This window comes from Arthrobacter sp. AG258, from assembly GCF_004364695.1.
In the GTDB taxonomy this organism is placed as follows: domain Bacteria; phylum Actinomycetota; class Actinomycetes; order Actinomycetales; family Micrococcaceae; genus Arthrobacter.
The window spans coordinates 122,653-141,061 of the sequence record NZ_SOBI01000006.1 but is presented as its reverse complement, the minus strand read 5'-3'; the positions used below and the strand labels follow the sequence as shown (position 1 = coordinate 141,061).

The window sequence follows — 18,409 nt, the reverse complement described above, 5'->3', positions numbered from 1 at the left end:
TATCACTCTGTGTCACCATGACTGCATTGATGACCACCCCAGAGGAGAATTTCGTGAGTGTGCACCTGAACAGCGTCCGTAAGCTGCGGGTCCATTGGCCCATCAGCGCCGAAACCTTCAGCCGCATCGCAGCCGGAAACGCTGACGCGGTCCAGCAGGATCCAGGGCTGGCAAAACTCCTGAAGGCCGTTGAACAGTTTCCCGACCTTGGTGATTTCGGAAACTACAAGCACGTCTTCGAATCCGGAATCGGGTTCGAGGGATTCTCCTGCGGCGAGGGGGCGACGCCCACCCTCGGCCGGGTAGGCGAGCAAACGCTTTCGCCTACGTTCGTCTTCACCACCTATTTTGATTCCGCCTTGGACGATTCCGTCCTGGAGCGTGCCATGCAGGAACTTGTGGCCATCCACCCGTGGGAACTGCCCGTCATCGAGGTGACCGGCCCACTCAGCGTTGCCGGAGGACTGCACCGCAAAACTCCTTCAAAGGCGGCATCATGACCCTCACCACCACCGCCGCTTGGCCGGCACTGCAGTCCGCGCTGGCAGGCAGGACGTTTACGGACCTCACCCACGCCTTCCACCCGGGCCAGCCCCGTTTCGCCGCTTTTCCGGACGAAAGCCGGGAAGCGCTTTTCGATCTTGAAAAAGGCGACGGATTCACGGCCCACCGGTATTCGATCGTGGGGCAATGGGGAACGCATGTGGACCCCCCGTCCCACTTCATCCGCGGGGGCCGCACCCTCGACCGGATTCCGGTCCAGGACATGATCCTGCCCCTTGTGGTGCTGGACATCACCCGGCGCGTTGAGGAAGATCCTGACGCCACCCCTGCCTTGGAGGATGTGCGGGCGTGGGAGGACCGGAACGGAACCATACCCGCAGAATCCTTCGTCGCCCTGAGGACCGGCTGGAGCCGGCGGTGGCCGGACGGGGAGGCCATGGCCAACAGGGATGCAGACGGCGTGAGCCATACACCGGGCTGGTCCCGGGAGGTGCTTTCCTTCCTGATCGAGGAACGTTCGGTCTCGGCTGTCGGGCACGAGCAGACGGATACGGACCCGGGGTTGGCAACGTCCCGGGGAGACTTCGCCCTGGAAACCTATATCCTCGCCCAGGACCGCTGGCAGATAGAGCTGTTGGCGGACCTGGCCGGGCTCCCGGAGTCCGGGGCCGTGGTGGTGGCCAGCTGGGCAAAGCCACGCGAAGGCAGCGGCTTTCCCGCCCGCGTCTTCGCCATCTCCTGACCGCCACAAAGGGTCATCTAGACTCGGACCATGTTGAGGACAACAAGCATGGGGCGGGGAATCATGGCAGTCCTGGCGGCCGGGGAGCGCCACGCGCGCGGCCTCCCCGGCGGCACGGTGGCCGAGATCGCCGCAGACCTCGGCAAGGACCGCAGCCAGGTCTCCAGGAGCCTGCGGACAGCGGAGCAGGAGGGTTTCCTGCAGCGGACGCCACAGCGCACTTTTGCCTTGGACTGGAGTGTCTTGACGGACGCCCATCTGCTGACCCGCCGTCGGCTGCATTCGGACGGGGCGGCCGCGCTGGACCACCTTGCGGGCCAGACCGACGAGGGGTGTTTCCTGGGGGTTCTCAGCGGCAACAGCACTGTGACTGTGGGGGAAAGCATCCCCGCCAGCAGCAGAATGGTGGGGTCCTGGCTGGGCCGGCCCTACCCTGCCTACTGCAGTGACGCCGGGCAGGCGCTCTTTTGGGAAACCTCCGATGACGCAGTCCGTACGATCTTCGCGGGCGTAACTTTCCAACAGCACGGCCCCAACACTCCGGCCAACGTTGAGGAATTCCTGGAGCGCCTAAGGATGGCACGTCTGCGCGGTTATTCAGTCGTCGACGAGGAAGCCGAACCGGGTCTCTACTCCCTGGCCGTGCCCGTGAGGGATTTCAGGGGTGGAGTCGTGGCCGCGCTCCAGGTGGTTGGGCTGAAAAGCCGCATCGAACCCAGGCAAGCCGAACATGCAAAGGCGCTCCGAAGCGAAGGTGAATGGCTTGAAGCCATGCTCGGAGGGCATTCGCCGAACGACCATCCGTAGGCCCTGCGGACGGCATTACCGGGGCACGGGGAGACGGCCGGATCCGAGCCTGTCTGCGGCCCCGGCGAGGATATCCGCCACTTCCCCGGCCCGGCCGTCAACATCGGCACGGCCACCCAGCACACTGAGCGACGCCAGGATGCCGCCCTCCGGATCGCGGATGGGTACGGCCACTTCAGTGATGCCGTGCTCGAACTCTTCGGCCGCTACGACGTAACCCTTGGGCTTGTCCCTGGCCATCAGCTCCCAGGCCTCCGCGCTGGAATGCGGGGCTCCGGGGCCTCCGACCCCTACGAAGTTCACGTCGGCAAGCAACGCCTCAAAACCTCGCCGCCTATGGTCCCACAGCAGGGCCCGCCCCGCTCCCGTGCACCAGACGGGGGTGACCATGCCGGGCTGGACGAAGCTGCCGGCCTGCGAATCGTTGCTGGACGCCAGCAGCAGGATGGCCCGGTAACCGTCACGGACGGATACCCGGGCACGCAGCCCCGTGGAGGCCACCAGGGTCTCGAGTTCCGCTCCCGCGTCCCGTACCCAACCGGTGTTAAGTGTGGCGGCAAGGCTGAAGAAGCCGCTTCCCACCCGGAACGGGCCCCGCTCGCGCCGCTCCAGCAGGCCAAGGTCGCAGAGCTCCTGAGTCAGGCGGGAGACGCGGCTCTGGTCCATATCCAGTTCGGCGGCCAGTTGCGAGACGCCTAAGAGCTGCTTGCCGGCCTTTTCCCGGTCAACCACCAGGCGCACGATCCGCAGCCCCTGCGCCAGGGATGACGCCTCAGGGGAGTTATCCACGCTTACTGCTCCTTCCGACCGGCAACCACCCTATCCTCACACGGGCTTGGCTTTCACGGCCCCAAAGCGCACCGGGCCCCGCCCAACAGGCGGGGCCCGGTGCTGGTGGTTCAGCTGTCCTCATCAGGCCCCAATACGACCTTTTGCGCTAGTCTGCCCTGTCAGCCCGGGACTTCCGTCCGTACCTGAAGTGGAAATAGCCGTAGCAGACGGCCACGAAAGGAACACCAAAGTACAGCGCCGCGACTTGGGCCGGGTCCAAAGCGATGCCGACGAGGGAAAGTACGCAGAGGGAAAACGCCAGGACCGGTACCACCGGGAAGAGCGGGGCACGGTATGGCAACGTGGAAACGTCGCCGCCGTTCCGGACGAAAGACCGTCGATGGAAGAAATGCGAGGCTGTGATGGACATCCACACCCCCACCACGGCGAAGCCCGCAACCGAGACGAGCGCCAGGTAAACCGACTCCGGGGCGACCACGCTGCTGATGAGTGAGGCCAGGCCGCCGAGCATGCTCACCGAGAGTGCGATCATGGGAATGCCGCGCCCCGTCAACCGCTTCAGTGCCTGCGGTGCGTGGCCTTCGTCGGCGAGGGAATAGAGCATCCTGGCGCATGAGAACAAGCCGCTGTTGCCGGCAGACAACAGCGCCGTAATGATGACGAAGTTCATCAGGTCTGCGGCGAACGGGACACCGGTCGCCGTGAACACGGTAACGAAGGGGCTCTCGTCGAGCCCAACTTCCTGGTACGGAATGGTGGCCGCAATGACAGCGATGGCACCCACGAAGAACACCAGGAGGCGGATAACCGTACTCCGCATCGCCTTGGGGATGCTGGTGGCGGGGTCCTTCGTCTCGCCCGCCGCCACACCAATCAGCTCGGAGCCGGAGAAGGCGTAAAAGACTGCGAGCGCGGTCACGAGGACGCCGGTAAACCCGTTGGGAAACAGCCCGCCGTCGGTGTTGAAATTCTCGAACAGGAAAGGATGGGCGCCGGATGCGCTCAGCGGATGGAAGCCCAGAAGGGCCGCCCCGCCAAGGACGATGAGCGCAATGATGGCGCCTACCTTGATGATGGCAAACCAGAATTCCGACTCACCGAAGAACTTGGACGACACCGCGTTGAGTCCGAACAGCGTAGCGGCGAACACGAGGCACCAAACCCACACGTCAACGCCGGGGAACCACCGCTGCATCAGCAAGCCCGAGGCGGTGAACTCGGATCCGATGGCAACGGCCCAGCACAACCAGTAGAGCCAGGCTGTGGCGAATCCGGTGGCGGGACCGATGGACCGCGCAGCATAGATATGGAAAGCGCCGGACACCGGGTACGCAATGGCGAGCTCACCCAGGCAGGCCATCACCAAATAGACCACGAAGGCGCCCACGAGGTAGGCAAGCACGGCGCCCAGGGGGCCGGCCTGGGAAATGGTGTATCCCGAGCTGAGGAACAGGCCGGAACCGATCACGCCGCCCATGGCGATCATGACCAGGTGCCGGGGTCCCATGGAGCGGCGCAGGCCCGACTCTGTGGCCGGCGGTGCACCCGGCTCCGGCTTGAGGGTTAGGGGGGTCGAAGATTCCAAGAGATGCCTCCAGTGGGGAACGGTAGGAAGGAAGGACGGCCGCGGTCGGATGGCCCGTCCGAGAGGAGCTGTTAGCGCGTCGACAGTGACGAAAGTAACACGAAAAGGAAGTTTTAGTCATCAAAATCATATGAAATTGCGAATGTTGCACGCATCCGCAATTACGCCGGATGTCGATGTGGTTCTCCAATGGTCGATATGGCCGCCCGATAGTGCGTTTGGACATGTCCCGACGGACAGCGGCCTGGGCCACGATGGGAACACCAAACCACCACATCAAAGGAGCACCATGACCACCTACGACATCGCATTGATCGGGTTCGGCGGCGTCAACCGAACGCTGGCCGAACTGATCGCAAACCGGGGCGATGACCTCAACCGTGAATTGGGCTTCGGCCTGCGGGTTGTGGCCATCACGGACCTTCGGCTCGGTTCCCTGGTCCGGGACGGCGGAATCGACATGGACATGGCCCTGCGGATAAACCCGGCGGAGGAGACCTTCGCAGCGCACGGAGGATCCGCGGACCCGGACAACGAGCGCGTCATCAGGACGTGTTCCGCCGACATCATTTGCGAGGCGACCTTCACCAACCCCGCAACCGGGGAGCCGGCCGCTTCGCATGTGCGGTGGGCCCTCGAATCGGGGAAGAGTGTCTGCACCACCAACAAGGGCCCTGTCGCCCTGCACGGTGCCGAACTCACCGGACTTGCACAGCGGAACGGGTTGCATTTCGAATTCGAAGGCGCGGTCATGAGCGGGACCCCCGTCATCCGCTTCGCCAAACAACTGTTTCCCGGTCTGGCCCTTAACGGGTTCGAGGGCATCCTCAACGGCACCAGCAACTATGTCCTGGGCCGGATGGAAGAAGGCCTCGGGTTCGAGGAGTCGGTCCGGGAAGCCCAGGAGCGCGGGTATGCCGAGGCGGATCCCACGGCCGACATCGACGGCTATGACGTCCAGCTCAAGGTCCTGATCCTGGCCAACGAACTGCTCGGCGCGGACCTTCGGCTGGCGGACGTTGAGCGCCAAGGTATCTCGTCCCTGACCCCGGAGGACCTCAGCAACGCAAGGAACGAGGGCCGCCGCTGGAAACTCGTGGGCTCAGCACGGAGGAACCCGGACGGAACCGTCAGCGCCTCGGTATCCCCCGCGGCCCTCCCCCTGGACCACGGCCTCGCGGGAGTGTCCGGCGCAAATAACGCCGTCTCGTTCAATACCAACCTCCTCGGTCCAGTGACCGTTTCAGGGCCAGGAGCCGGACGGGTGGAGACTGCGTTCGCCCTCCTGTCGGACATCATCGCCATGCACGGTGCACGGAACCAGGTGGCTGCAGATGCGTGAATCGGTGATTGCACCCCTTGGCGCCGAATCAGCCGTCTTCCGCGACGTTGTGAGCCCCTACGATGGCCGGGTGGTGGGGACAGTCGCCATGGCCCAACCGGAATCCGTGGACGCGATCGTCGCGTCGGCCCGGGCCGGAGCGAGGCAGGCGCGGGCGATGTCCCGCCATGCCCGGGGAAGAATCCTGGACAGCGCCGCCTCGAAGATCGAGGAACGGCGCACGCAATTTGCCCGCACCATCACAGCCGAAAGCGGAAAAACCATCCGCCAGGCACGCAAGGAGGTGTTGCGCGCAGTCAACACCCTGCGCCTCTCCGCGGCTGAGGCCCGCCGCAACGCCGGCGAGACCATACCTTTCGATTCCTATGAGGGCTCGGAGGACCGCACGGGTTGGTTCTCCCGCGAACCCCTGGGGATCATCGCGGCCATAACGCCCTACAACGATCCCCTGAACCTGGTAGTGCACAAAGTAGGGCCCGCCATCGCGGGAGGAAACGCCGTCATCCTCAAGCCATCCGCCCTGACGCCTTTGTGCGCGGAACTGCTGGCGGAGGTCCTTTCCGAAGCCGGCCTGCCGCCCGGGGTGCTTACGGTGGTCCACGGGGACAGGGGCGTTGCGGAGGCGATCGTGGCAAACCGCGGGATCCGCATGGTGTCCTTCACCGGCGGTTTTTCCACCGGCGAAGCCATCGCCAGGACCGCAGGCCTGAAGAAGCTCTCCATGGATCTTGGTGGGAATGCCCCGGTGATCATCATGGATGACGCGGACATCGACGCTGCCGTGGAGGCCTGCGTCTCGGGCGCTTTTTGGGCGGCAGGCCAGAACTGCGTGGGTGTGCAGCGCATCCTTGTCGCCGAATCCCGCTACCAGGATTTCCGCCGCGACTTCCTGCATGCGACGGCGCACCTCGTATCCGGTGACCCGGACGACGAAGCAACCGACATGGGGCCGATGATCACTGGCGCAGCCGTGGATCAGCTCACGGCAAAGATAGGAACGGCCGTCGCCGCCGGGGCTGCCGTCCTCGCGGGAAACACCAGGATTGGCAACGTCTTCCAGCCCACGGTCCTGGAGAAAGTCAGCCCGTCCAGCCGGCTGTGGATGGAGGAGGTTTTCGGGCCGGTGGCCATGCTCCAGCCGTTTTCAACCCTTGACGAGGCGCTGGAGATGGCCAACGCCGTGGACTTCAGCCTCCACGCCGGAATCTTCACGCGGTCGCTGGAAACAGCGCTGCAGGCGGCGTCCCGCCTCGAGGCGGGCGGCGTCATGGTCAACGACTCGTCCGACTACCGCTTCGACGGCATGCCGTTCGGGGGATCCAAGTACGGCAGCGTGGGCCGCGAAGGCGTGCGTTTCGCCTACGAGGAGATGACCCAGCCCAAGGTTGTCTGCATCAAGCGCCCATGACGGAGTGCACCCGCCGTTCCCAACAACCACAAGATTCTTCCCTGCGAAAGAAACCATGGAATATCGCATCGAGACGGACACACTAGGGCCCATCGCCGTTCCGGCGTCCGCCTATTGGGGAGCCCACACCGCGCGGGCCCTGCAAAACTTCGCCATCAGCGGCATCCCCGTATCCGCCCATCCGCACCTTGTCCGGGCACTGGCGATGGTCAAGAGCGCTGATGCCCGCGCCAACGGAGAACTCGGCGTGCTCTCACAGGACAAGGTCCGTGCAATCCGGCAGGCGTGCCAGGAGATCCTGGCCGGAAAGCATCACGGGCAGTTCTGCGTGGACGTCATCCAAGGTGGGGCCGGCACCAGCACCAATATGGATGCGAACGAGGTCATCGCCAACCTGGCGCTGGAGAAGTTGGGCCACGGCCGCGGTGACTACGGGCACCTGCATCCGATTGACCACGTCAACAAGTGCCAGTCAACCAATGACACCTATCCCACGGCCCTCCGGCTGGCGCTGGCCGCCGGTGCGCTGGAACTGGCCGAGGAACTGGAACAGCTTGCGTCCGCGGCCATGGCCAAGGGAACCCAGTTCAGCGGCGTGGTGAAGATTGGGCGCACCCAACTGCAGGACGCCGTCCCCATGACGCTGGGGCAGGAGTTCCGAGCCTTCGGCAACACTGTCCGGGAAGACTGCGCCCGCATCCTGGAAGCCGTTGACCTGATGCTCGAATGCAACCTCGGCGGGACGGCTGTGGGGACCGGCATCACGGCCGAAGACGGATTCCAGCGGCGGGCTTTGGCCGCCCTCGCGGAGATCTCCGGCCTTCCGGTCCGTGCCGCCGACGATCTGTTCCAGGCCACATGGGACGTGGGCGCCTTCATGCACTTATCCGGAATGCTGAAACGCGCCGCGATACGACTCTCAAAGATCTGCAGCGATCTGCGGTTGCTGGCGAGCGGGCCGCAAAACGGGCTCGGCGAAATATCCCTGCCGGCGCGCCAGGCCGGTTCTTCCATCATGCCCGGCAAGGTGAATCCGGTCATTCCGGAGGCCGTCAACCAGATCGCCTTTGCCGTGGCCGGAGCGGACACCACGGTGACAATGGCCGCGGACAACGGGCAGTTGCAACTCAACGCCTTCGAGCCCGTGATGGCCCATGTCCTGCTGCAGTCCATTGGCTGGCTGGGAGCGGGTGCTGCGAGCCTCCGCACCCTCTGCATCGATGGAATCGAAGCCAACAGCCAGATGCTTCGGACTCGCACCGAGGCATCTGCCGGCGTCGCGACAGCCTTGGTACCGAGCATCGGATACGCGGCCGCTGCGGCGGTGGCAAAGGAGGCCCTCCGGAGCGGGGAAGCCGTGGTGGACATCGTGGCCGGGAAGCAACTGATGGACCTTGTGTCAGCCAAGTCCGTGGTGGATGCGGCCATGGCGGGAGGTGGCACCCGGATGCCCGGTTCCGTTGGCTAGGCCGGCAGCACTCCTGCGCCGCGCCGGACATAATTGGACAGGGTCATTGCCGTTACCGTGTCCGTTACGCCGGGTGTGGCCGCAATCTGCTCCCAGATCTCCTGGATCCGTTCAAGCGAACGCGCTTCAACGCGCACCAGGAGGTCAAAGTCGCCACTGACTACATCGCACAGAACCACCTCCGGGATCGACTGCAGCACCGCAATAACGTCGGCCCCGCGAACCCTGTCCTTCCGGTAGACCATCAGGAAGGCCGAAACTGTGCCCTGTCCCGGAGCGCCGGCCACCACGGTATAGCCCTGGATGTAGCCCTGCCGTTCCATTCGGTCGATCCGTTGCCGGACGGCATTGCGGGAGAGCATGACCTTCGCTGCAAGTTCCGCATGACTGATGCGGGCGTTGCGCGTCAGTTCCGCCAGGATGCTCTGATCGATCCGGTCAAGACTAGCCCGATCCATGTCCACCCTTCACCGTATGAACTCCCAACAGCAGACACGAGTCGGCCCGGCTCCAGAATGAAAGCACAAAGAGATGATACTTCGGCACCAGAGCCTCCAACGCACGGCAGCCTTCGGTTGCGTGCTGTTCGACATGGACGGGACGCTGCTCGATTCGGCACCGGGTGTCACGGCCAGTGCCGCCCTCGCCTTGGCTGCCGTCGGGGCGCCGGTTCCAGCGCCTGCAGGGCTGCTCCGCTTGGTGGGGCCGCCCATGCTCGAATCCCTTAGGGAGATACTGGGACACGATGAAGTCCTCGCCCGCCGGGCCCTCACCCATTACCGGCAGGCCTATGCGGACGTCGGCGCGCACCAGTCGGTTCCGTACCCGGGCGTCCGGGAAATGCTGGAACAACTGCGCCTTGCCGGCATACCGATGGCGGTGGCGACGTCCAAAGCCGAAGACCAGGCCGTCCGGATGGCACGCCGTTTTGGGCTGGACCACTACTTCACCACCATTTGTGGTGCGTCGGACCTGGACGCGAGGTGGAGCAAGGCGGATGTTATTGCCGAAGCGCTGGTCAGGCTGGAGGCTGCAAAGGTGGACCTCCGCGCCCCGCTCATGGTGGGCGACCGCAGCTACGACGTTGCCGGAGCCACAATCCATGGCATTCCCGCAGTGTTCGCAAGCTGGGGCTACGGCTGCTCGGGAGAAGAAGAAGGAGCCAGCCTCGTGGCTGCCTCCCCGGCCGCAGTGCTCGCTGCGGTCATAGGCCCCGACGGAAGCACCGGACAGATGGCACGGCGCACACCGCGTCACCACGCATAAAGGTACGACGGCGGCGCTGAGCCAAGTGCCGCCGTCGTCCGTGCACTTCGAGGCTGCCAAAGGCAGCGGGTAAACTTGTCCGGTCATGGACTGCTCCTATTTCGATGCCGGCGCCTGCCGTTCCTGCACCCACATGGGCATGCCCTACGGCGAGCAGCTGGCCGGCAAGCAACGCCACTGCCAGGGCCTCCTGTCGGGCCACACCGGACTGGAATGGCTGCCGCCGGTGGCCAGCCGGGAGTCAGGCTTCCGCAACAAGGCCAAGATGGTGATCGGCGGGACGGCCCAGAACCCCACCATCGGAATCCTCGACGCCGACGGCCACGGCGTGGACCTGCGCCGGTGCGGCGTCTGCTCCCCAGGCCTGTTGGCCTGCTTCCCGGTCCTGGCGAACTTCATCCGCCGGATCCGCCTGACGCCCTACGATGTGCCGGGCCGGACCGGCGAACTCAAGCACGTCATTATCACCGAATCCCCCGACGGCGAGGTCATGCTCCGCCTGGTCCTGCGCTCCGAACAGGTGCTGCCGCGTATCCGCAAACACCTGCCGGAACTGCTGGCGGCGCTTCCCCAGGTGAAAGTGGTCTCGGTCAACCTGCATCCGGAGCACAAGGCCGTCCTGGAAGGTGACCGGGAGATCCTGTTGACCAGCCGGGAAACCTTAGCCATGCGCGTCAACGACGTCACCCTGCACCTGCGCCCGCAGAGCTTCTTCCAGACCAACAGCGAGATGGCCGCGGCGTTGTACCGGCAGGGCCGCGAGTGGGTCAACGAGCTCGCGCCCGCATCCGTCTGGGACCTGTACTGCGGGGTGGGCGGTTTCGCCCTGCACTGCGCCGCCCCGGCCCGCACCGTCACCGGCATTGAAACCAGCAGCGAGGCAATCGTGTCCGCCCGGCTCAGCAGCGGGGAGGCAGGCCTGGAGGGAATGGAGTTCCAGGCCGGCGACGCCACCGCCTTCGCCCTGGCTGCTGATGAGTCGCCGGACCTGGTGATTGTGAACCCGCCCCGCCGCGGCATCGGCACGGAACTGTGCGGCTGGCTGGAAGCCTCGGACGTGCAGCACGTGGTGTACTCCAGCTGCAATGCACAGTCACTGGCCCGCGACCTGGCGAACCTTCCGTCCTTCACGGCGCGCCGGGCCCGCGTCCTGGACATGTTCCCGCAGACCACGCACTACGAGGTGATGGTGCTCCTGGAACGGGCAGCATAGGGCCCTCAGGCGTCAGTTTCGGCGGGCGCGTTCGACGGCGGCCGCCCCGGCTTCGCGCCCCTCGGCCCGAAGACCCGCTGCCACTCCTTCAGCGTCGGCGTCGGACCGGTTTTGGCTCATCTTTTCCTTCGCCTCGATCCGGCTGACCAGCAATTCCACGCCGACAACCGCCCGCAGCTGGCCGGCGACGAACTTCTCCGGGGCGTCGTCCACGGCCCAGGGATGCTCCCGGCCGTCCTCGTGCAGGCCGGTCAGGTGCCGGACGTGCCGTGCCAGCCAGCCGGCGTCGTCATGGATCACTAATTCGCCGTAGACATGCAGCGTGGCGTAGTTCCAGGTGGGCACCACCCGGCCGTGCTCGGCCTTGGCGGCGTACCACGACGGCGAGATGTAGTCGTCGGGGCCCTGGATGATGGCCAGCGCTTCGCCGGTGGGCAGGGCGGTCCACTGCGGGTTGTTCCGCGCCATGTGCGCCTGCAGGGAACCGTGCGCCCCCACGCCGGGGTTGAAGGCGAAGGGCAGCAGCGTGGCCAGTGGGCCCTGGTCCGTCATGGTGATGAGGTTGGCTGCGCCGGGCTTTGCCAGCAGGCTGTGGACGGTTTCGGGGGCGGCAGCGAAGTGGGCGGGAATGTACATGGGCGCTCCTTTTCGGGCTAGCGGGCGGGACGGTTGAGGCGGACGCGGACGGCCGCGGCGGCGCAGAGGATGACGGCAAGGGCGCCCAGAAGGGTGGTCCAGGTGAGCGCCTCCCCCAGCAGCAGCGCCGCCCAGCCAATGCTGAGGACCGGCTGCAGCAGCTGGATCTGGCTGACCTGCGCCATTGGCCCGATGGCCAGCCCGCGGTACCAGGCGACGAATCCCAGGAACATGCTGACCACTGCCAGGTAGCCGAAGGCCGCCCACTGGACGGGCGTGGCCGACGGCGGCTGGCTGAGGACGGAGGCAACCGCCAGGACCAGCATGGCCGGGGCGGCGAGGACCAGTGCCCAGGCGATGGTTTGCCACGATCCGAGTTCGCGGGCCAGCAGTCCCCCTTCGGCGTATCCGACGGCGGCGCAGGCCACCGCACCCAGCAGCAGCAGGTCTGCCCACTGCAGGTGCCCCGCTCCCCCGGACTGCAGGAAGGCGAAGGCGATCGCCGCCAGCGAGCCAAGCGCCATGACCACCCAGAAGGCGGCGGCCGGCCGCTCGCCGGTGCGGAGCACGGCTGCCGTCGCCGTCGCCGCCGGCAGGAGGGCGATGACCACGGCACCGTGCCCTGCGGGAACCGCGGTGAGGGCGTAGGACGTCAGTAGCGGGAAGCCGGCGACGACGCCCCCGGCCACGAGGGCAAGGCGCAGCCAGGTGCCGCGCCGGGGCAGCCGCTGCCGGGTCACGGCAAGCGCTGCGGCGGCGAGGAGTGCGGCGACGACGGCACGGCCTGAGCCGATGAACAGTGGCGGGATCCCGGCAACGGCCACACGGGTGAAGGGCACGGTGAAGGAAAACGCTGCCACGCCGAGGAGTCCCCACCACACTCCGGCCGACATTCCCAGCGGTATCGCTGGGCGCTCAAGGACAGTAGCGCTACTATGTTCTTTCATGAACAACGATAGCAGTTCGCGCATCACTGCGGCACTCCGTCAGTGGATCAGCAGTGCGGCTCCCGGTGCGCGGCTGCCGTCCACCCGGCAACTGGTGGCCGAACACCAGGCAAGCCCCGTGACGGTGCAGAAAGCCCTGCAGGCCCTGGCCGCCCAGGAACTGATTGAAAGCCGCCCCGGTGTGGGAACCTTCGTCCGCGCGGTCAGGACGGCCCGGCCGTCCGACTATGCCTGGCAGACCGCAGCGCTGCGGTCCCCGTCCTCGCCGCTGCCGTCGCCGTCGAGCACCATGCGCAACGTTCCCGGCGATGCCATCTGGCTGCATTCGGGGTACCCGGACCGGGAGCTGCTGCCCGAACGGCTGGTGCGGGCAGCCCTGGCCCGTGCTGCCCGCGGGGATGCCGCGTTGTCGCGCCCGCCCGCCGCGGGCATGCCGGAGCTGCAGCAATGGTTCGCCCGCGAGCTGGGGCAGGCCACACCGGTAGGGGTCACCCCGCCTACGCCCAATGACGTCATCGTGCTGCCGGGCAGCCAGAGCGGCCTCAGCTCCATCTTCCGCGCCCTCGTGGGCGCCGGTCAGCCGCTGCTTATCGAATCGCCGTCCTACTGGGGCGCCATCCTGGCCGCCGCGCAGACCGGGGTGCGCCTGGTGCCGGTTCCCGCCGGGCCGGACGGACCCGACCCCGCGGACGTGGACCGCGCCTTCGCCGAGACCGGGGCACGGGCCTTCTATGTGCAACCCAACTACGCCAACCCCACCGGCACGCAGTGGGCGGCGGGACGCGGCGGCGAAATCCTGGACGCGGCCCGCCGGCACGGCGCGTTCCTGGTGGAGGACGATTGGGCGCACGACTTCGGCATCACCTCCGATCCCGTGCCACTGGCCACCCGGGATGATTCCGGGCATGTGGTGTACATCCGGTCGCTGACCAAAAGCGTCTCCACTGCCATCCGCATCGCGGCAGTTATTGCCCGGGGTCCGGCGCGGGAACGCATCCTCGGCCAGCGTGCGGCGGAATCCATGTACGTCAGCGGGTTCCTCCAGGCCGCAGCCCTGGATGTGGTCACGCAGCCCGGCTGGCACACACACCTGCGCAGCCTCCGCCAGCAGCTCCAGTCGCGCCGGGACCTGCTGGCCACCAGCATCGGCGAACACGTCCCGCAAGCACACATCGACAACCTGCCCCGCGGCGGATTGAACCTGTGGGTGCGCCTGCCCCATGGCACGGACCTCCCGCGGCTGGCGCGCGACTGCGAAGATGCCGGCGTCATCATCGCCGCCGGCACCGAGTGGTTCCCCGCGGAGCCCGCCGGGGCCTTCATCAGGCTGAACTTTTCCGGCCCCAACCCGGGCGCGTATCCGGACGGTGCACGAGTCATCGGCGAGGCGCTGGCCCGGCAGGACCGCTGAGGCATTCCGTGGCCTCCTGACGGCAACGCGCCAACCGGACAGTCGGGCGCCAACGGCAGTTCACCGGGGCGCCATGCCCGGTTCATTACCCATTAGTAACTTGAGAGCTCCTGTTGAGACCCCAACCTTAAGAGGCCCCATGAGCTCCACTCCCACGCGGCGCGCCCTCACCGTTGCCGCGTCCCTGATCGTTGCAGCCTGTGCGGCCGCCGGTACAGCGGCCGCACAAGCGGACACCCCGGACAACGGCAGCCCCGCTTCCGGGACCCGCCACGAAACAAACACCGATCTGGCGGACGCCTTCGACTCAATCAGCCGGACCACAGCCTGGCAGCAAACGTCCAAGCTGAAACTGAACTTCCCCACGTACCACACCGAGGGAATCGCCTACAGCCAGGACCACATCTTCCTCTCCGCCGTCCAGATCCTCGAACCCACGGTCAAGTACCCCGCCCCGCAGGACGGCTACGACCGCACACCGGGCAAGGGCATCGGCCACCTGTTCGTCATGGACAAGGCAGGCAACCTGCAAAAGGACATCATCCTGGGCGAAGGCGACATGTACCACCCCGGCGGCATCGATTTCGATGGCACCAACGTCTGGGTGCCGGTAGCTCAATACCGGCCGGACAGCAGCGCCATCATCTACAGGGTTGATGCGGAAACCCTGGACGTCCACAAGCAGTTCGAGGTCAAGGACCACTTCGGCGGCATCGTGCTGGACAAACAGACCGGCCACCTGCTCGGGAACACCTGGGGCTCCCGGCGGTTCGCGGAGTGGGACCTGCAGGGCAAGGAATTGTCCACCTGGGAAAACCCGAACTACTTCATCGATTACCAGGACTGCCAGTACGTCCCCAACGCCAAAATGCTCTGCGCAGGAGTCACCAACCTCCCGCAAACCCCGCCGGCCGGCGGGACCGCAGCCACCTACGAACTCGGCGGCATGGCAATGATCGACCTGAAGTCCCATGAGGTCACCCGCGAGGTCCCGTTCCAGCAGTGGTCCACCGCCGGGCACGTGGCCACCCGCAACCCATTCAAGATGACCGCCAACGGCGGGCACCTGACCATGACGGTGGCCCCGGACAACGGCGATGAGGGCAACGGCACCGAAATCCTCACCTACGAAGCCGACGCCGCCCCCGCAAAGTAGCACTCCCCCGCACCCGCCGCAGGCCGCGGCGGTGCACCCACCAGGAATGATTGGATACCCCATGCCTTATCCGGCACCCAGATTCACCAGGAAGAGCGTCACCGCCGCCACCGGTGCGGCCGCCCTGGCGGCCACCGCCCTGACGGCCGGACTGGCCGGCTTCGGCGCCGCCCCGGCGAGCGCCGGCACCCACAACGACACGGCGACGCCGATCAAGCACGTCGTGGTGCTCTTCCAGGAGAACGTTTCGTTCGACCACTACTTCGCCACCTACCCCAACGCGGCCAACACCCCCGGCGAAACCCAGCAGGGCTCCGGTGCCCCGGCGGCCAAATTCACCGCGTCCACGGACACGCCCAAGGACATCAACACCCTGGCCAATGCAGGACTGCTGGCACCGAAGAACCCCAATTCGGTCCAGCCCTCGCGGCTGTCCCCGATGCAGGCCGTCACGTGCGACCAGGACCACGGCTACAAAGCCGAACAGAACGCCTACAACGGCGGCGCGATGGACAAGTTCGTCCAGTTCACCAGCCGTGACGCGTGCGGGACCAACCAGTACGGACGCCCCGGCCTGACCATGGACTACTACGACGGGAACACCGTCACCGGAATGTGGAACTACGCCCAGAACTACGCGATGAGCGACAACCACTTCAGCACCGTCTTCGGCCCCTCGACTCCGGGCGCGCTCAACCTGATCTCGGGCCAAACCCACGGCGTCAAGGAATACAACGCCGCCGGGGCACCCGTGGCCACACCGGCCGCCGGGAGCAGCGCCGTCCGCCAGCCGGACGCCAACGGCGTGGGCACCGTGATCAACGACCCCGACCCTGTCTACGACGACTGCTCCAACAGCAGCCACACCAAGGCCAACAACCTTGCCGGCATGACCGGCCGGAACATCGGCGACCTGCTCAACGCCCAGGGAACATCCTGGGGCTGGTTCCAGGGCGGCTTCGCCCCCACCACCGCGGCCACCGGCAGCGCTCCCGCATCCTGCCTGGCCGCGCACACCAACGCCGCCGGCGCCTCCGTGGTGGACTACTCCCCGCACCACCAGCCGTTCCAGTACTACGCCTCCACCGCCAACCCGCACCACCTTCCGCCCGCTTCGGACGCGGAAATCGGGCACAACGGCCAGGCCAACCACCAGTACGACCTCGCCGACTTCAGCAAGGTGGTGGACAGCGACAATATGCCTGCCGTGTCCTTCCTGAAGGCCTCCGAGTTCCAGGACGGCCACGCCGCGTACTCGGATCCGGTGGACGAACAGAACTTCATCACCAAGACCGTCAACCAGATCCAGCAGTCCAAGAACTGGGACAACACCGCCGTCGTGCTCGCGTATGACGACTCCGACGGCTGGTACGACCACGTCGCCGCCCAGCCGAAGAACGCCTCCACCGGGTCCGACGACGCCGCATGGTGCTTGAATGCCGCAGCGAACGGTGTGCCGGTGGCAGGGGGCTACGCCGACCGGTGCGGCCCCGGCCCCCGCCAGCCGCTGGTGGTCATCTCCCCGTACGCGAAGAAGAACTTCGTGGACCACACCGAGACGGACCAGGCCTCCATCCTGCGGTTCATCGAGGACAACTGGCACACCGGCCAGATCGGTGACTCCTCGGCCGACGCGACGGCAGGATCCGTGGACGCGATGTTCAACTTCCACCACGAGCGCAACGACAAGGTGCTGCTGGACGAACAGTCCGGCGCCGTGGCCTCCATCAGCCACAACGGCAACGTCCAGGGCGGCGGAGCGGACAACTCCGGCCACTGACCGTCCCGCGAGGCCTAAGGTCCGCGGCGCCGGCAATGCGTCACTTATCAGCCAAGGTCAGGACATGGCACCCGTCTTCGTGGGGCCATGACCTGCCAGGGCGCTGATAAGTGGCGCATTTCTGCGTCAGCCGACATCTCCGGTTCCGCAGTGGGCCGGTCACAGAATCCGCCACTGCAACCCCCAGGGCAACACCCATTGCCGGTACGGCGTACATTTCTGTCCCCGGGCTCGAAGCCACCCAGTCCAAGCGCTTAACCGAGAAGCCTGCCGCCGCGGCGGCGGCAATGGACCGGCCCACGTCCGGGTCCCGGTGCAGGTTATCGGCCGCGAAATCTATGGACTGGACGCGGACCACGACGGCGTGGGATGCGAGTAGGCCCCACGGCCCGAGCCGCGGGTCAGGCGGCGGCTTTGACCAGCTCCTCGCTCTTCTCCCACAGCCCTCGTGCCAGGTCAGCGTCATACGCCTGGCGGTTGGCTTTGGCCAGGGCCCGCTTGGCGTAGTAGGCCCCGGAAATCCAGTCGGTGCCGGCCGTCTCGTTGATCAGCCACAGCATAGTGTCGGCACCCTGGTCCGGGCTGAGCATGAAGCGGTTGGCCACGCTCTTGTACAAGTGCCGGAACGGGCTGCTGGAACCCGCCGCGAAGTTGGTGCGGACCACGCCCGGGTGGAAGGCCGCCGTCGTGATTCCCTGGTCGTGGAAGCGGCGGTGCAGCTCGGACGTGAAGAGGATGTTGGCCAGCTTGCCGGTGCCGTAGGCACGGAAGGTGCGGTACCCGTGCTCGGCGTTGAGGTCGAACAAATCCACCTTGCCGGAGAAGTTCGCGGCGCTGGCGGTGTTGATGATCTTCGCGTGGCTGGCGGTCAGCGTGTCCATCAGGGAGGTGGTGAGCAGGAACGGCGCCAGGTGGTTGACCTGGAACGTCAGCTCGTGGCCGTCCACGGTGAGCGTGCGCTTGCCCATCATGCCGCCGGCGTTGTTCGCCAGGACGTCGATGTGCGGATAGGTGGAGCGCAGGGTGTCGGCCAGCGCGCGGACCTGGGCCAGGTCGGCGAAGTCGGCGAGGTGGTGGTCCGCGCCGATCTCAGCAGCCAGGGCGCGGGTCTTCTCCGCAGACCGGCCGACGACGACCACCCGCTCCCCTGCCTTGGCCAGCGTCCTGGCGGCTGCCGCGCCGATGCCGTCGCTGGCGCCGGTGATCACGATGGTGCGAGGAGTCAAGGGGTGTCCTTTGGTCGGCGGGCGGCGCACCGGGAGGGCACACCAAGGGAAACAACGACGGCGGGGCGCCAGGTGTTCCCCGGACTGCAGGTGGCGGGACTTCCCACACGGCCTGAAACGCGGCTG

Annotated in this window: 17 protein-coding genes; 11 read left to right on the top strand and 6 right to left on the bottom strand. The window is 66.4% G+C overall.

From position 1 onward, the window contains the following. Nucleotides 1–53 precede the first annotated feature (53 nt). From DFO47_RS14195 to DFO47_RS14185, 3 genes are read left to right on the top strand one after another with little or no spacing between them, the layout of a single operon-like run. Complete coding sequence (locus DFO47_RS14195) at nt 54–500, top strand: hypothetical protein (protein ID WP_243835483.1); 447 nt, start codon at nt 54–56, stop codon at nt 498–500. After that, nucleotides 497–1,246 (top strand): cyclase family protein, encoded by a 750-nt coding sequence (locus DFO47_RS14190; protein ID WP_133832081.1) that lies wholly within the window; start codon nt 497–499, stop codon nt 1,244–1,246. Before DFO47_RS14195 ends, DFO47_RS14190 begins: the two co-directional genes overlap by 4 nt. Before the next feature lie 30 nt (nt 1,247–1,276). Next, nucleotides 1,277–2,053, top strand: a complete 777-nt coding sequence (locus tag DFO47_RS14185; RefSeq protein WP_166651729.1) for an IclR family transcriptional regulator — start codon at nt 1,277–1,279, stop codon at nt 2,051–2,053. A gap of 15 nt (nt 2,054–2,068) precedes the next feature. Here DFO47_RS14185 and DFO47_RS14180 read toward each other — a convergent pair whose 3' ends face one another. Further along, nucleotides 2,069–2,842: an IclR family transcriptional regulator C-terminal domain-containing protein gene (locus tag DFO47_RS14180; protein ID WP_018761982.1), complete on the bottom strand. Its 774-nt coding sequence runs from the start codon at nt 2,840–2,842 to the stop codon at nt 2,069–2,071. A 148-nt stretch (nt 2,843–2,990) separates the two neighbouring features. Then, entirely contained in the window at nt 2,991–4,430 is a 1,440-nt protein-coding gene (locus tag DFO47_RS14175) for an amino acid permease (protein ID WP_133832080.1), read from the bottom strand. A 289-nt stretch (nt 4,431–4,719) separates the two neighbouring features. Between DFO47_RS14175 and DFO47_RS14170 the strand changes: the two genes are divergently transcribed. The 3 genes from DFO47_RS14170 to DFO47_RS14160 are packed head-to-tail and all read left to right on the top strand — an operon-like array spanning nt 4,720 to nt 8,648. Then, nucleotides 4,720–5,772: a homoserine dehydrogenase gene (locus DFO47_RS14170; protein WP_018761984.1), complete on the top strand. Its 1,053-nt coding sequence runs from the start codon at nt 4,720–4,722 to the stop codon at nt 5,770–5,772. After that, nucleotides 5,765–7,180, top strand: a complete 1,416-nt coding sequence (locus DFO47_RS14165; protein ID WP_133832079.1) for an aldehyde dehydrogenase family protein — start codon at nt 5,765–5,767, stop codon at nt 7,178–7,180. Before DFO47_RS14170 ends, DFO47_RS14165 begins: the two co-directional genes overlap by 8 nt. Nucleotides 7,181–7,235: 55 nt before the next feature. Then, nucleotides 7,236–8,648, top strand: a complete 1,413-nt coding sequence (locus DFO47_RS14160) for an aspartate ammonia-lyase (RefSeq protein WP_133832078.1) — start codon at nt 7,236–7,238, stop codon at nt 8,646–8,648. Here the strand turns inward: DFO47_RS14160 and DFO47_RS14155 are convergent. Further along, nucleotides 8,645–9,106, bottom strand: coding sequence for an Lrp/AsnC family transcriptional regulator (locus DFO47_RS14155; protein WP_018761987.1), 462 nt, complete (start codon nt 9,104–9,106; stop codon nt 8,645–8,647). The genes DFO47_RS14160 and DFO47_RS14155 overlap by 4 nt on opposite strands. Before the next feature lie 73 nt (nt 9,107–9,179). Between DFO47_RS14155 and DFO47_RS14150 the strand changes: the two genes are divergently transcribed. Continuing rightward, entirely contained in the window at nt 9,180–9,914 is a 735-nt protein-coding gene (locus tag DFO47_RS14150) for an HAD hydrolase-like protein (protein WP_133832077.1), read from the top strand. 85 nt (nt 9,915–9,999) lie between these two features. Beyond that, nucleotides 10,000–11,127 carry a 23S rRNA (uracil(747)-C(5))-methyltransferase RlmC gene (gene rlmC / locus DFO47_RS14145; RefSeq protein WP_133832076.1) on the top strand — a complete coding sequence of 376 codons (1,128 nt, stop codon included), beginning with the start codon at nt 10,000–10,002 and terminating at the stop codon, nt 11,125–11,127. 12 nt (nt 11,128–11,139) lie between these two features. On the opposite strand, the gene DFO47_RS14140 is transcribed toward rlmC, so the two are convergent. After that, nucleotides 11,140–11,763, bottom strand: a complete 624-nt coding sequence (locus DFO47_RS14140; RefSeq protein ID WP_133832075.1) for an FMN-binding negative transcriptional regulator — start codon at nt 11,761–11,763, stop codon at nt 11,140–11,142. Nucleotides 11,764–11,780: 17 nt separating this feature from the next. Further along, complete coding sequence (locus tag DFO47_RS14135) at nt 11,781–12,710, bottom strand: DMT family transporter (protein ID WP_133832074.1); 930 nt, start codon at nt 12,708–12,710, stop codon at nt 11,781–11,783. Here DFO47_RS14135 and DFO47_RS14130 point away from each other — a divergent pair. The 3 genes from DFO47_RS14130 (at nt 12,709) to DFO47_RS14120 (ending at nt 17,057) form a co-directional block, all read left to right on the top strand. Further along, nucleotides 12,709–14,121 carry a PLP-dependent aminotransferase family protein gene (locus DFO47_RS14130; RefSeq protein ID WP_133832073.1) on the top strand — a complete coding sequence of 471 codons (1,413 nt, stop codon included), beginning with the start codon at nt 12,709–12,711 and terminating at the stop codon, nt 14,119–14,121. The two genes, DFO47_RS14135 and DFO47_RS14130, sit on opposite strands and share 2 nt — an antisense overlap. A gap of 139 nt (nt 14,122–14,260) precedes the next feature. Continuing rightward, on the top strand, nt 14,261–15,277 hold the full coding sequence (locus DFO47_RS14125; RefSeq protein WP_133832072.1) for a DUF6454 family protein: 1,017 nt from the start codon (nt 14,261–14,263) through the stop codon (nt 15,275–15,277). 61 nt (nt 15,278–15,338) lie between these two features. After that, nucleotides 15,339–17,057 (top strand): alkaline phosphatase family protein, encoded by a 1,719-nt coding sequence (locus DFO47_RS14120; protein WP_133832071.1) that lies wholly within the window; start codon nt 15,339–15,341, stop codon nt 17,055–17,057. 401 nt (nt 17,058–17,458) lie between these two features. Here the strand turns inward: DFO47_RS14120 and DFO47_RS14115 are convergent, their stop codons facing one another. Continuing rightward, nucleotides 17,459–18,283: an SDR family NAD(P)-dependent oxidoreductase gene (locus DFO47_RS14115; RefSeq protein WP_133832070.1), complete on the bottom strand. Its 825-nt coding sequence runs from the start codon at nt 18,281–18,283 to the stop codon at nt 17,459–17,461. Between the last annotated feature and the right edge of the window lie 126 nt (nt 18,284–18,409).